This is a genomic window from Microbacterium sp. str. 'China' (assembly GCF_002993305.1).
GTDB lineage: Bacteria > Actinomycetota > Actinomycetes > Actinomycetales > Microbacteriaceae > Microbacterium > Microbacterium paraoxydans.
In genome coordinates this window covers 2,825,100-2,837,422 of record NZ_CP027434.1, presented here as the reverse complement: position 1 = coordinate 2,837,422, position 12,323 = coordinate 2,825,100, and the positions used below count along the sequence as shown (strand labels likewise).

Genomic DNA, 12,323 nt, shown 5'->3' with positions numbered 1-12,323 from the left:
GCGATTCGAAGGGCGTACGGTCGGGGTATGGCGACAGAACTTCTGGGAGTCGAGCATCCGATCGTGCTGGGACCGTTCGGGGGGAGCTCGTCGGTGGCGCTGACGGCGGCGGTGAGCGCGGCCGGCGGGCTGGGATCGTACGGGCTGTACGGCTACGACGGCGACCGGATCCGCGCTGTCGGAGCCGAACTGCACCGCGCCACCGACCGTCCGTTCGCCTTGAACATCTGGCTGCCCGTGGGGGACGAGGTCGCGCCGAACCCGCAGCACGCGGTCTTCGCCCAGGCGCTGGAGCCGTTCTACGAGGCCGTCGGGGTTCCGGTGCCGGCCCGGCCCGAGCGCTACGTCCCCGAGCTCGACGAACAGCTCGACGCGATCTGGGAGGTCGCCCCGGCCGTGCTGAGCGTGGTGTTCGGAGTGCCGTCCGCCGCTCTCGTCGCCGAGGCCCGCGACCGCGGCATCCGCATCGTCGGCACCGCCACCACCGTCGCGGAAGCCGTCGCGCTCGCCGAGGCCGGAGTCGATGCGGTCGTCGCCTCGGGAGCCGAGGCGGCCGGGCACCGGGTGTCGTTCCTCCGCCCCGCGGCCGAGTCGCTCGTGGGCACCGTCGCGCTCGTGCCGCAGGTCGTGGACGCCGTCGACGTGCCGGTCATCGCCGCGGGCGGGATCGCGGACCGCCGCGGGGTCGCTGCGGCCTTCGCCCTCGGTGCCTCCGGCGTGCAGGTGGGGACGGCGTTCCTCGCGACCGCCGAGTCCGCCGCGACGGCAGCGCACCGCGACGCCATCCGGACCACCGCCGCCGACCAGACCGTGCTGACCAGGGCGATGAGCGGACGCCTCGCCCGCGGAGCCCGCAACCGCGCGGTGCGGGCGATCGAGGCCAGCGGCACGATCGCCCCGTTCCCGATGCAGAACTGGCTCACCGGGCGCTTCCGCGCGGCGGCAGGGGAGCAGAACCTGGGCGAGCTGCAGTCGCTGTGGATGGGGCAGGCCGCCCCGCTCGCGCGCGGGACCACCGCTGCCGACGTCTTCGCGGAGCTCGCCGCCGGAGTCCCCGGCCGGTGAGGAACGCCAGGTTCCTGGCTAGAATGGCGTCATGTCCACGCAGAACGTCTTGGAAGCGCGAAACAACCTCTCGCGCCTGATCGCCGAGTCTCAGGCGGGTGAGGACGTGGTCATCACGAAGCGGGGCACTCCGGTCGCCCGTCTGGTCCCCATCGGTCCGGTCGACGTGGTGCGGAGCGGCCGCCTCCTCGTCGAGTGGATCGAACAGCATCCGCTTCCGCCCCGGCTCGCTCGGACCGCCGAGGAGCTGGACGCACAGGTCGCCGAGAACCGGGACGCCTGGGAATGATCTATCTCGACTCGTGCATCCTCATCTACGCCATCGAGGACCCCGGTCCGAGGGGCGATGCCGTGCGTCGGGCACTCCGCGACGTCGATGACGAGGTGGCGTCGAGTCCGCTGGCGCTGCACGAATGCCTCGTGCTCCCCGCCCGCGAGCGCAATCCGGAGCTCCGTGACCGGTACCTGGCTCTCTTCGAGCGGATGGAGATCGTGGCGCTCGATACGGCCGCGTTCGTCCGGTCGGCCGAGCTCCGGGCCGACTTCGGCCTGAAGACCCCGGACGCGCTGCACCTCGCCGCCGCCCAGCTGTCGGGGTGCACGGAGCTGTGGACGAACGACAAGCGCCTCGCCGCCGCGTCGCATGGGCTCGCCGTGGACATCCTCGACCGCTGAGCGGCCGGGCGCTAGAGGATGACGGTCGAGCGGCCGTGCACGATCACCCGGTCCTCGGCGTGCCACTGCACGGCACGGGCCAGCACCAGACGCTCGACGTCGGCGCCCCGGCTCTGCAGCTCGGCCGCGGACTCGGAGTGTGTGACCCGCGTGACGTCCTGCTCGATGATCGGTCCCTCGTCGAGGTCGGCCGTCGCGTAGTGCGCCGTGGCCCCGATCAGCTTCACGCCGCGCTCCTTCGCCCTGGCGTAGGGATTCGCGCCGATGAACGCGGGCAGGAACGAGTGGTGGATGTTGATGACGGGAACTTCGAGGCGCGTGATGAAGTCGTCGCTGAGGATCTGCATGTACCGGGCGAGCACGACGAGATCGACGTTGCCGCGGAGAAGGTTGAGCTGACGCTCCTCCATCGCCTGCTTGTCCGTCGAGGGGATGTGCACGAACGGCACGCCGAAGGAGCGGACGGCCTCGGCGAGGTCGGGGTGGTTCGAGACGACCATGGTGATGTCGATGTCGAGCTGACCCCGCTGCGTGCGCCACAGCAGCTCCATCAGGCAGTGGTCGTACTTCGACACGAAGATCGCCACGCGCTTGCGACGCGCGACGTCGTGCAGCGACCATTCCATGCCGAAGCGCTCGGCGACCGCCGCGATGTCGGCCTCCAGCGCGGGGCGCGCGGCGGCGAGCCCGTCGAGGTGGATGACGGTCCGCTGGAAGAACCGGCCACCCTCGGAGTCGGTCGAGTGCTGGTCGAGCGAGATGATGTTCGCCCCGTGCTGGGCGAGCACGCCGGCGACCGCGGCGACGATGCCGGGCTGGTCGTCGCAGGCGATCAGCAGGCGGGCGGTATCGGGCTGGGTCATGGCTGCTCCTCGGGGTGTGCATCGATTCTGCCGTGCCGCGCGGGTGGGGAGCGAATCGCCCGCGGCGTCGCTACCCTGAGACCGTGGATGCGAGCGACATCGGACTGGTGCTGATCCCCCTGCTGGCGGTGGCCGCGCCGTTGCTCGCCCGCGGGGTGCGTCCGCTCGTCCGGGTGCCGATCGTGGTGTTCGAGCTCGTCCTCGGCATCCTCGTCGGGCCGGCTGTGCTCGGCTGGGTCGAGCCCGGTCCGCTGCTGGAGAAGCTCAGCGACTTCGGGCTCGCTGTGCTGTTCTTCGTCGCCGGCTCCGAGATCGACTTCCGCCAGGTGGCCGGCAAGCCCCTCGCCCGGGCGTCGCTGGGCTGGCTGCTCAGCGTCGTGCTCGGCATCGGGCTCGGGTTCTTCTTCGCCCCTGGCGAGGGCATGGTCGTCATCGGGATCGCGCTGAGCTCGACCGCCCTCGGAACGCTGATGCCGATCCTGCGCGACGCGAAGGAGCTGGACACCCCGTTCGGCCGCGCCATCAGCACCATCGGCGCCGTGGGGGAGTTCCTGCCGCTGATCGCGATCTCGATCTTCCTCAGCACTCGGACGACGCCCCTGGCCACCGCGGTGCTGCTGACCTTCGTCGTGCTGGCGGGACTCGCCGTCCTCGTCGCGCACCGGGTGCCGCACGGGCGCCTGCACGGCATCGTGCGCGCGACCCTCCACACCTCCGACCAGTTCGGGGTGCGCTTCGTGATCCTCCTCATCGCGGCCCTCGTCGGCCTCAGCGTCATGCTCGACCTCGACATGCTCCTGGGAGCGTTCGTCGCCGGTGCGATCTGGCGCATCATCATGGCCAGGGCCCCGGAGAAGGATGCCGAAGAGGTCGAGAGCAAGATCGAGGGCCTGGCTTTCGGCTTCCTCGTGCCGGTGTTCTTCCTCTACACGGGGGTGACCTTCGACCTGCAGGCGCTGCTGACGTCTCCTTCGGCGATGTCCATGGTGCCGGTGTTCCTGCTGGCGCTCCTGGTGATCCGCGGGTCGGCCGCCCAGCTCTCCGCCCCGGCGGGCGCGAGCGGACGTGACCGCGCCGCGCTCGGCCTGCTCGCGGCCACCGGGCTGCCGATCATCGTCGCGGTCACCGCGATCGGCGTGGACCAGGACATGCTCGACTCCGGGACCGCGGCCGCGCTCGTCGGGGCGGGCATGCTGTCGGTGCTCCTGTACCCGCTGATCGGGATGACGCTACGTGGCGATCGCGCTCAGGTCGCCGGCCCGCGCCTCGCCGACCAGACAACGCTGGGGGAGCTGTGACCACCGCCTCCGCCCTGCTGACCCAGGCCGTGCAGGAGCTCGCCGGTGCACCCCGCGAGGGGCTCGGAGAGGAGAAGGACTCGCGCTGGCGCGGGCGGCGGATCGTCCGTGTCGGCGAGGCCTGGCACCTCGGCGTCATCCTGCTCACCGACACGCATACCTTGGCGACGGCGGAGGTGCTCCGCGCGGCGGACCCGGGGCGTCGGGGATACACCGCCGAGTCGGCACGCGCACGGGCCGAGCGCCGGGCCCTCGCCCTCCGCGGCGGCTTCCGCGAAGGGGATGTCGTGCACGTCGGCTGGAGCGTGATCGACGTCGACGCGGTGGACGCCGGAGGCTCCTCCGGTCCGCTCGCGCTCATCGACGGCGTGCCGTCGGTGCGCTGGAGTCAGGCGGGCGGTTTCATGCCGCTTGACGCCTACCTGCGCGAGCGCGTCCCGCTGCTCCGCGGCGACGCGCCGTCCTGATCTCAGCCGAACAGCTCGGCGAAGCGGCGGAGCAGGGCGGCGCCCTCGGTGACCGAGGCTGCGAGGACCTCCTGCTGCACCGCGTCGAACTGCGCCGGATCGAAGTACCCCGTCGTGCGGTAGAACGTCATCCGATCGGCGAAGTCGCGCGGCGTCGGCTCGGGATGGAACTGCGCGGCGTACAGGTGGGTGCCCACCCGGTAGGCCTGCACGGGGCAGGTCGCGTTGGTGGCGAGCAGGACGGCCCCGGGCGGGGTCGTCGCGGCGCTCTCCTTGTGCGCGGTGAAGACGGTGAGTGCCGGACCGGACGGGCCGAACACGGGATCGACGGCGCCCTCCGGTGTCGTCTCGATGACCGTCGCGCTCGCCGCCTCCGGCATGGTCGTCACGACCTCGCCGCCGAGGAGCCGGGTGAGCACCCCGATGCTGAAGCACGTGAAGAAGGCGGCGATCCGCTGTTCCCGTGCGGCGTGGGCGAGCGTCTCCAGATCGGCCTCCACCCGCCGCTGCACCGGGGTCTTCTCGACGTCGGTGACATTGAACGGCGAACCGCCGACGACGACGCCGCGGTAGCGGTCGAGGTGGGCTTCGGTCAGCGGCTCGTGCAGCAGATCGAGACGATCGACCACGTCGACTCCGAGCGCCCGCCGGAACGAGGCGTGCTCGGCATCCGCCGCCCCGATCTCGGGTCGCACGCAGACGTAGAGAAGCGAGGCCATCAGGCGATTCTAACGAGGGGGAGGGTCCGGTCCTGACGGCTCAGCGGGACGAGTTCGCGGTGCGTCCTCGGACGATGCCGACGAACGTCTCGACGTCGGGCGTGGTCCGGTCGCGCGGCCAGGCGAGGGCCACGGTCGAGACCGGGCCGTCGGCGAGGACGCGGTAGTCGGCGTCCTTCCGGTGGTGCAGGCGGGCCAGTGACATCGGCACGAGGACGATGCCGACACCCGTCGCCGCCGTGGCGATCGCGTCGGCGGTCGGCAGGGGTCCGACGCGTGCGGGGATGGTGCCCGGCACCTGCACCGGCCCGAGCACGTCGTCGGACAGGGAGTGCAGCACCTCGCCGTCGAGGTCGGCGGTCGTCAGCTCGTCCGCCGCGAGCAGGTGCGAATCGGTCGAGGCCACGACGACCGGGACCTCGTCGTACAGCGGGATGACGTGCAGGGCGTCATCGTCCAGCGGGAGGCGCACGAGGGCGGCGTCGAGATCGTCGAGCGCCTCTCGCTGCCCGGCTACCTCGATCGGGACGAGTTCGAGGGCCACGTGGGGCAGTCGCCGCTTCCACGTGTCGATCCACTTGCCCGGCGTCGCTCCGGGCACGGCACCGAGGCGGAACGTCCGCGGCTCCTCGGGTGCGGCGGTCGGAGCGTCGAACACGACCTTCTCGGCGCGGGGTGAGCGGCGCGGAGCCGGCTTCCCCTGCCGTGAGCCGCCGCCCGCGGCACGGCCCCGGTGGGCGGGTGAGCCCTTGCCGGAGCCCTTCGCGGGTCGTCGTCCCTGGTGCGCCATGGGATCCAGGCTACTCGGCGTCCTCCGAGACCTCGGCGGGGGAGTTCCGCTGGGTCCGCCGGACCAGTCCGGCGACACCGCCTACGAGGAACAGGGCCCCGGCCGTGAGGAGCACGATCGTGAGCAGGGTGGCGGGAGTCATCGTCCCCACGCCATCGGCCAGCGCGGCGCGGCGCTCCGCATCGGTGAGGAACCACAGCGCCCCCGCGGCGATCGCGGCGAAGGTCGTGCCCCAGATGATGGATGCCCAGCGCACCCGGGGTGCGGTGATGGTCTCGGTGCTCATTCCTGGCCCTCCTCGGGCTCTTGCAGGGTCACGACGATGACGCCGCTCGCCTGGTCGATGGTCACGGGCTGGATCGTGGAGGGACTGCCCTCCTCGGCGGAGATGTTCGCGGCGAGGACGTTCTCGTCACCCCGCGGCGTGGCGGCGATGACGCCGGTGTCCATGACCATCGGGTCTTCCGGATCGACGCGGAGCCAGCTCACCTCCACCCCGTCGCCCACAGTGCCGCAGAGCTGCAGCTGCACGCCGGCATCGACGAAGATCTCGGTCCGCCCCGACCCCTTCTCGATCTCGATGGGGCGGGGGCCGCCGTCGTGCCGGTGGAGCTGCAGGTACAGGTCGCCGAACGGCTGTCGGACGTGCGCCTCCTGGTTGTTCGTGAGCGAGGCGTACCCGAGGGTGAGACCGGGCATCGTGGACAGGAAGCCCGTGAGGAGACCCGCGGCCAGCGTCAGCACGGTGAGGAAGGCCAGGGCGCCACTGCGGCGACGGAGGGCTCCTGCCGTGATCATCGCCAGGGCCAGGACCAGCGCGCCGGACAACAGCCCCAGCGCGCCGCCGAGGGCTTCACCGACGGCGAGTCCCACGCCGGCGCCGACGACGATCGCGAGTCCGAGGGCGGTCATGACGAAGGGGAAGCCGGCGCGCGGATTCGACGCGCGGCGGACGCGTCGGCGCTCTGCGGCTGCGGCGGCGAACACGGCCGCCTCGGCCTGACGCTCCCGGCGGAGCTGGTCGCGTGCGGCGCGCTCGGCATCCTGCTGCTGCCGGCGCCAGGCCTGATCCTGCTCCTTCCAGGCGGCGTGCTGGGCGCGCCAGGTCTCCAGCGCGGCGGGGTCCTGGGTGCCCGGAGGCAGGGGTGCCGGAGGTGCGGGGATGGCGAGGACGTCGTGCCCGATGGTGTCGGCGAGCGGTACCGAGACCGCAGCGTCCGTCGCCGTGGAGGGAGTGGCGTCCGCCCCCGTGGCGGGACCCGAACCCGCGTCGGGGGCGGACGCAGCCGGGGCCGCCGGATCGGCGGAAGCCTCCGCCGGATCCGGCGCGGAAGCGCCCGGAGTGCGGCGCGCGGCACGCACGATGAGGAAGAGCAAGGCGGCGGCGAGCACGAGCCCGACCACCCAGGTGAGGGTCGACAGTGCCGACCAGCCGTCGTAGCCGAGGCCGAACAGGCGCCCGGCGAGCGGTGCAGTCGGGAAGAGCCCGATCACGGCGAGGGCGAGGATGCCGAGTTGCACGGGGTCGTACCGGCGCTGCAGCAGATCACGCAGATGCACGCGGCCGTCGACGTCCGGCAGCACCGCCCAGGCGAGGGCGTACAGGAACAGGGCCGGAAGGCCGAAGAGGGCCGCGACGACGAGGACCCCGCGCACGATCAGCGGATCGATGCGGAGGCGGATCGCGATGCCCGCCGCGACACCGCCGAGCCAGCCGTCGGTGCGCACCACGCCGAGGCCGGCGACCCACAGCAGGAACCGGTCGGCACCGCGCGGCCGGCGGGGGGCTTCCGGTGCCGATGCCTCGTGGTCGGCGGGCGGTGGCGGAGCGGTCGGAATCGTCATGAGTCGATCCTCGCGGTCCGCAGCGCCGCGGGGCCATGGGGGGATCCCCTGAGCGCACCCTGATTCCGCGCCGGGGAGGTCCCGGAGAGGGGAGGCGGATGATTGGATGACGGTATGCCCTCCGCCGTCTCCACGCTCCCCGGCTCCGCGCCGGCGACCGTGCGTCCGGCGCTGACCCGCGACCGCGACGCCCTCGTGACCGGGGTGAGCGCCGGACTCGCACGCCACCTCGGTGTGCGCGTCGGGCTGGTGCGGGCGCTGTTCGTCGCTCTGACGCTCTGCGGCGGTGCGGGCGTGCTCCTGTACGCCTGGTGCTGGACCTTCATGCCGTGGACGGACGGGACGACCGCGCCGACGCGTCGCCTCCCGGTCGCCTGGCTCCTGCTGGTCCCCGCGGCCGTCGGCGCCCTCGTCGTCGTGGTGTGGCGCGGGGGCAGCGACTGGCTGAACGGATCGATCCCTCCGGGCACGGCGGCCGTGGTCGTCGGCGGCACCACGCTGTGCGCGACCGCCTCCGGGCTGTGGGCGACGCTCATCGATCGCACCGACACGGCCCGCGGCCCTCGGCACACCACCACCGTCCGCATCCTCGCGGTGCTCGTCCTCGGCCTCGTGGTCCTCCTGCTCCTCTCGTGGCCGATCGCGCGCTCGGGTGTCGTGCTCGTTCTGCTCCCGCTGGCCGGGCTGGTGACGGTGGTGGCCTCGGCCCTCATCCCGCGCTGGCGGGAACTGGCGGGGGAGCGGGTGCGCCGCATCCGGGAGGAGCAGCGCAGCGTCATGGCCGCCCACCTGCACGACTCGGTGCTGCAGACGCTCGCCCTCATCCAGAACCGGGCCGGGGCATCGAGCGAGGCGGCACGGCTGGCCCGCGCGCAGGAGCGGGAGCTGCGTGCCTGGCTGTACGACGGCGATGCTCCGGCGGACAGCGACCTGCCGACCGACCTGCGCGACTACGCCGGAGCGCTCGAGATCGACCACCCGGTCCGGATCGAGGTGGTCTCCGCGGGGCTGTCGGCGGAGCGGGCGAGCGGGGAACTGGCAGCTGCGGCCCGGGAGGCGATGCTGAACGCCGCCCGGCACGCGGGCGGCGAGATCTCCGTCTACATCGAGGGTCGTGTCGACGGGGTCGACGTGTTCGTGCGCGACCGCGGTCCCGGATTCCGGCTCGACGAGGTGCCCGGCGATCGGCTCGGCGTGCGGGAGTCGATCATCGGGCGGTTGCGTCGCGCGGGCGGCACGGGGTCGGTGCGCAGCGACGACGCCGGTACCGAGGTGCATCTGCGCCTGCCCACCATCTCGTCCCCGGAGCGGGGACCGATCCGACAGGAGCCCCGTGGCTGACCCGCTTCGCGTCGTGATCGTCGACGACCACTCCATCTTCCGCTCGGGCCTGCGGGCCGATCTCGATGCGAGCGTGCAGGTCGTGGGCGAGGCGGCGGACGTGCCCTCGGCGATCGCCGTGATCGTGGAGACGGACCCGGACGTGGTGCTCCTCGATGTGCACCTCCCCGGCGGTGAGGGCGACGACGCGACGGGTGGGGAAGCCGTGATCCGAGGGACGCGGCCGACCACGACGCGGTTCCTCGCGCTGAGCGTCTCCGATGCGGCGGCCGACGTCGTCCGGGTCATCCGGGCCGGGGCGCGCGGCTACATCACGAAGGGGTCATCGGGCCGCGAGGTGAGCGAGGCCGTGCGCGCCGTCGCCGAGGGGGACGCGGTGTTCTCGCCGCGGCTCGCGGGATTCGTGCTCGACGCGTTCGGCGCCGTCGCCGGCGAGACCGCCACCGCGACGGACGAGCTCGACCGCCTCTCCTCGCGCGAGCAGGAGGTGATGCGACTGATCGCCCGCGGCTACGCCTACAAGGAAGTCGCCGCCGCGCTGTTCATCTCGATCAAGACCGTCGAGACGCACGTGTCGTCGGTGCTGCGCAAGCTGCAGCTCTCCTCCCGCCACGAGCTCACCGCCTGGGCGTCGGAGCGGCGCCTGCTCTGAGAGCGGTCAGGCCGCCAGCCAGAGACCCTTCTGATCGGTGGCGACGGTGAGCCCCGCCGCGACCGTCTCGTCGTCGCCGATGCGGGCGCCTCGCACGATGCGGGCGCCGGCGCCGATGTCGGTGCGGACCCCCACGTGCGCGTGATCGCCGACCGCCGCGCCCTGGCCGACGTGCGCGTGGGCGTCGATGTACGCGCCCTCGCCGATCACGGCGTCCTCGTCCACCCACGCGCCGCGGGCGACGATAGCCCCCGCTCCGACGCGTGCTCCCGGTTCGATGTAGGCTCCCGCCTCGATGTGCGCCTTCGGATGCACCTTGGCGCCATGCGCGACGAGACCGCGACCGTTGGCGTGCTTGCGGTACCGCAGCGTCGCTCCGTGGTCGTTCTCGATGTCGACGTAGTTCTTGCCCACGATTCCTCCCGTGCTCCGGAGTTCTCCGGATATATCAACAACCACGGGAGGGGGAGATTCATTCCCGCGGATGGATACGGCTCAGCGCTGGCACCGGGGGCACCAGAACGTGATCCGCTCTCGGGTCGGATCGGCCCCCAGCTCCCCGCGACGGATGAGCGTTCCGCAGCGTCGGCAGGGGCGTCCGGCGCGTCCGTAGACCCACGTGGCCTGGCCCGGACGATCGATGCCGGTGAAGGTGCGGTTGCGGCGGTCGCGGTTCGCGCGGATGGTCCGCACACCCAGGTCGAGGAGGGCGGCGACGTCGACCTCCGGGGTCGGGGTGGTCGGCAGGATTCCGCGGAGGAACAGGAGTTCTGCCGCGTACTCGTTGCCGAACCCCGCGACGTTGCGCTGATCGAGCAGGGCGACGTGGATGGCCCGGGTGTCGGCGCCGAGCCGGCGCGCGGCCTCGATCGCGTCCCAGTCGGCGGCGAGCGGATCGGGGCCGAGGTAGCCGACGAGGTCGTCTTCATCGCGGGTGGGGACGACTTCGACTTCGGCGATGTCCACGCCCACCGCCTCGCGCTCCGCCGTGCCGACGATCGCCCGCACCTTGAACGCGGGATGCCGCCACTTCTCGCCGGGCCGGTACACGAACCAGGCGCCGTCCATGCGCAGATGCGAATGCAGCGTGCTCTCGCCGATCCGCAGCAAGAGGTGCTTGCCGCGGGGGATGGCGCCGTGCACCCGCTGTCCGGTCAGATCGAGGGTCGCGAAGCGCGGCACGCGGAGGTCGAAGCGCGTGACCTCCCCGCCCGCGAGGGCCTCGTCCAGGCGGCGGGCCGTGCGGAAGACGGTATCTCCCTCGGGCATCAGGCGATCCCGGGAGTGCGGTCGTGCCGTCCCGGGGCCGGTGCAGGGGTGGCGACGGCGAGCGGGGTGCGGGCCTGCATGTCGCGCGCCAGCATCGTGCTTCCCGCGACCGCGGCCGGCATCACGGCGACGGCGCCGCCCGGGATGAGGAAGCAGAGCTGGGTGGCGACGCCGAAGCCGAGCACGCGGGCGCGACTGCCCGAGAACAGCGCGGCGCGGGCGGCGGGGCTGAGATCGCGCGCATCGAAGGCGCGACCGGTCAGCTCCCGCGCGAGCAGGCGGCCCGTGAGGACCACGCCGGACACCGCGCCGAGGACGCCGCCGACACCGGGTACGAGGCCGATGAGGAGAACGAGGACGGCGATCACGAGGCCGAGCACGACCAGTCGGAGACCTTCACCGACGGTGGTCCAGAAACTGCCGCCGTCGGCGGGAGGCGGGTCGCCGAGGTCCTTCTCCACGGCATGCCAGATGCGCTGATAGAACGGGTCGCCGATCGTGAGGGTGAGGGCGCTGAACACCGAACTGGCCAGCGCGAGCGCGGCGGCGACCACCACGAGGCTGACCGCGGTCCGCAGGAACCGGCGCCAGGGCTCGACCCAGCCGTCGGCGAAGGGGGTGAGCCACGCGGACAGCGACGGCATCGACAGGATCAGGGGCACGAGGACGGCCACGAGGAGCACGAGCGCGATGACCGCGGGGACGAGCCCGAGCGCCATCAGGCCCGGACGGGTGCGCCACACGCCAAAGCCGCGGAACAGGGTGCGGACGCCGGCGGCGAACTCTCGGATCATGGCTCCAGGGTAGGGGGGTCAGTAGTGATAGCGGGCCTGCAGGATGGTCACGTGGCGATCGGTCGCCGTGTAGACGAGGCGATGAGCCTCATCGATGCGCCGAGACCAGGCGCCGGCGAGCGCGTGCTTGAGGGGCTCGGGCTTGCCGATCCCCTGGAAGGGGTCGTCGCGGAGGGTGTCGGCGATCAGGAGGTTGATTCGCTTGAGAGCACGACGGTCCTCCGTCTGCCAGTACACGTAGTCCTCCCACCCTTCGGGTGTCCAGACGAGGAGCCGGGTCGTCATGCCTCGTCGAGGTCGTGCTCCGAGACGTCGCCGTCGCGGGCAGCGGCCAGGGCGCTGAGGAGTCGCTGAGCGTTCGCGGGCGAGCGCAGCAGGTAGCTCGTCTCCACCAGGGAGTCGTACTCCGCCTTGGACATGAGGACGGCACTTCCTCGGCGCGAGGTGATCTCCACTTCGCTGTGATCGAGGTTCACGCGCTCGATCAGGCCGAACAGATCGCGCCGCGCTTCACTCGTCGTGATGGCCATGTCGTCCCCCTTCTG

General features: G+C 72.2%; 17 protein-coding genes. 7 read left to right on the top strand and 10 right to left on the bottom strand.

Features of this window, described 5'->3' with window-relative positions:
* Positions 1-27 precede the first annotated feature (27 nt).
* The 3 genes from C6C15_RS13810 to C6C15_RS13800 are packed head-to-tail and all read left to right on the top strand — an operon-like array spanning position 28 to position 1,740.
* Positions 28-1,065 carry an NAD(P)H-dependent flavin oxidoreductase gene (locus tag C6C15_RS13810; protein WP_105950356.1) on the top strand — a complete coding sequence of 346 codons (1,038 nt, stop codon included), beginning with the start codon at positions 28-30 and terminating at the stop codon, positions 1,063-1,065.
* A gap of 31 nt (positions 1,066-1,096) precedes the next feature.
* Positions 1,097-1,354: a type II toxin-antitoxin system Phd/YefM family antitoxin gene (locus tag C6C15_RS13805; protein WP_025102482.1), complete on the top strand. Its 258-nt coding sequence runs from the start codon at positions 1,097-1,099 to the stop codon at positions 1,352-1,354.
* Positions 1,351-1,740 (top strand): type II toxin-antitoxin system VapC family toxin, encoded by a 390-nt coding sequence (locus C6C15_RS13800; protein ID WP_105950355.1) that lies wholly within the window; start codon positions 1,351-1,353, stop codon positions 1,738-1,740. The genes C6C15_RS13805 and C6C15_RS13800 overlap by 4 nt, the downstream gene beginning before the upstream one ends.
* An 11-nt stretch (positions 1,741-1,751) precedes the next feature.
* Here the strand turns inward: C6C15_RS13800 and purU are convergent, their stop codons facing one another.
* Positions 1,752-2,603, bottom strand: a complete 852-nt coding sequence (gene purU / locus C6C15_RS13795; protein ID WP_105950354.1) for a formyltetrahydrofolate deformylase — start codon at positions 2,601-2,603, stop codon at positions 1,752-1,754.
* Positions 2,604-2,686: 83 nt separating this feature from the next.
* Here purU and C6C15_RS13790 point away from each other — a divergent pair, with 83 nt between their 5' ends.
* Positions 2,687-3,901 carry a cation:proton antiporter gene (locus C6C15_RS13790; RefSeq protein ID WP_060922825.1) on the top strand — a complete coding sequence of 405 codons (1,215 nt, stop codon included), beginning with the start codon at positions 2,687-2,689 and terminating at the stop codon, positions 3,899-3,901.
* Positions 3,898-4,368 carry a glutaminase gene (locus C6C15_RS13785; protein ID WP_105950353.1) on the top strand — a complete coding sequence of 157 codons (471 nt, stop codon included), beginning with the start codon at positions 3,898-3,900 and terminating at the stop codon, positions 4,366-4,368. The genes C6C15_RS13790 and C6C15_RS13785 overlap by 4 nt, the downstream gene beginning before the upstream one ends.
* A 2-nt stretch (positions 4,369-4,370) precedes the next feature.
* Here the strand turns inward: C6C15_RS13785 and C6C15_RS13780 are convergent, their stop codons facing one another.
* Genes C6C15_RS13780 through C6C15_RS13765 form a run of 4 tightly spaced genes read right to left on the bottom strand, consistent with a single transcriptional unit; the run spans position 4,371 to position 7,722 of the window.
* Positions 4,371-5,087 carry a glutamine amidotransferase-related protein gene (locus tag C6C15_RS13780; protein WP_105950352.1) on the bottom strand — a complete coding sequence of 239 codons (717 nt, stop codon included), beginning with the start codon at positions 5,085-5,087 and terminating at the stop codon, positions 4,371-4,373.
* A 40-nt stretch (positions 5,088-5,127) separates the two neighbouring features.
* On the bottom strand, positions 5,128-5,877 hold the full coding sequence (locus C6C15_RS13775) for a LysR substrate-binding domain-containing protein (RefSeq protein WP_025102476.1): 750 nt from the start codon (positions 5,875-5,877) through the stop codon (positions 5,128-5,130).
* A 10-nt stretch (positions 5,878-5,887) separates the two neighbouring features.
* Complete coding sequence (locus tag C6C15_RS13770; RefSeq protein WP_105950351.1) at positions 5,888-6,163, bottom strand: hypothetical protein; 276 nt, start codon at positions 6,161-6,163, stop codon at positions 5,888-5,890.
* Positions 6,160-7,722, bottom strand: coding sequence for a PspC domain-containing protein (locus tag C6C15_RS13765; protein ID WP_105950350.1), 1,563 nt, complete (start codon positions 7,720-7,722; stop codon positions 6,160-6,162). Before C6C15_RS13765 ends, C6C15_RS13770 begins: the two co-directional genes overlap by 4 nt.
* A 114-nt stretch (positions 7,723-7,836) precedes the next feature.
* Here C6C15_RS13765 and C6C15_RS13760 point away from each other — a divergent pair, with 114 nt between their 5' ends.
* Together C6C15_RS13760 and C6C15_RS13755 are read left to right on the top strand one after the other, a co-directional pair.
* The gene (locus tag C6C15_RS13760; RefSeq protein WP_060922615.1) at positions 7,837-9,063 is read left to right on the top strand and encodes an ATP-binding protein; all 1,227 of its coding nucleotides are present in this window, start codon (positions 7,837-7,839) and stop codon (positions 9,061-9,063) included.
* Positions 9,056-9,715, top strand: a complete 660-nt coding sequence (locus C6C15_RS13755; protein ID WP_025102472.1) for a LuxR C-terminal-related transcriptional regulator — start codon at positions 9,056-9,058, stop codon at positions 9,713-9,715. Before C6C15_RS13760 ends, C6C15_RS13755 begins: the two co-directional genes overlap by 8 nt.
* Positions 9,716-9,721: 6 nt before the next feature.
* On the opposite strand, the gene C6C15_RS13750 is transcribed toward C6C15_RS13755, so the two are convergent.
* From C6C15_RS13750 to C6C15_RS13730, 5 genes are all read right to left on the bottom strand, one after another.
* Complete coding sequence (locus C6C15_RS13750) at positions 9,722-10,129, bottom strand: DapH/DapD/GlmU-related protein (RefSeq protein WP_025102471.1); 408 nt, start codon at positions 10,127-10,129, stop codon at positions 9,722-9,724.
* An 81-nt stretch (positions 10,130-10,210) separates the two neighbouring features.
* Positions 10,211-10,984 carry a DNA-formamidopyrimidine glycosylase family protein gene (locus C6C15_RS13745; RefSeq protein ID WP_060922617.1) on the bottom strand — a complete coding sequence of 258 codons (774 nt, stop codon included), beginning with the start codon at positions 10,982-10,984 and terminating at the stop codon, positions 10,211-10,213.
* Positions 10,984-11,778, bottom strand: coding sequence for an EI24 domain-containing protein (locus C6C15_RS13740; protein ID WP_025102469.1), 795 nt, complete (start codon positions 11,776-11,778; stop codon positions 10,984-10,986). Before C6C15_RS13740 ends, C6C15_RS13745 begins: the two co-directional genes overlap by 1 nt.
* Before the next feature lie 18 nt (positions 11,779-11,796).
* Entirely contained in the window at positions 11,797-12,063 is a 267-nt protein-coding gene (locus tag C6C15_RS13735) for a Txe/YoeB family addiction module toxin (RefSeq protein WP_025102468.1), read from the bottom strand.
* Entirely contained in the window at positions 12,060-12,308 is a 249-nt protein-coding gene (locus C6C15_RS13730; RefSeq protein WP_025102467.1) for a type II toxin-antitoxin system Phd/YefM family antitoxin, read from the bottom strand. The genes C6C15_RS13735 and C6C15_RS13730 overlap by 4 nt, the downstream gene beginning before the upstream one ends.
* Positions 12,309-12,323: the final 15 nt, after the last annotated feature.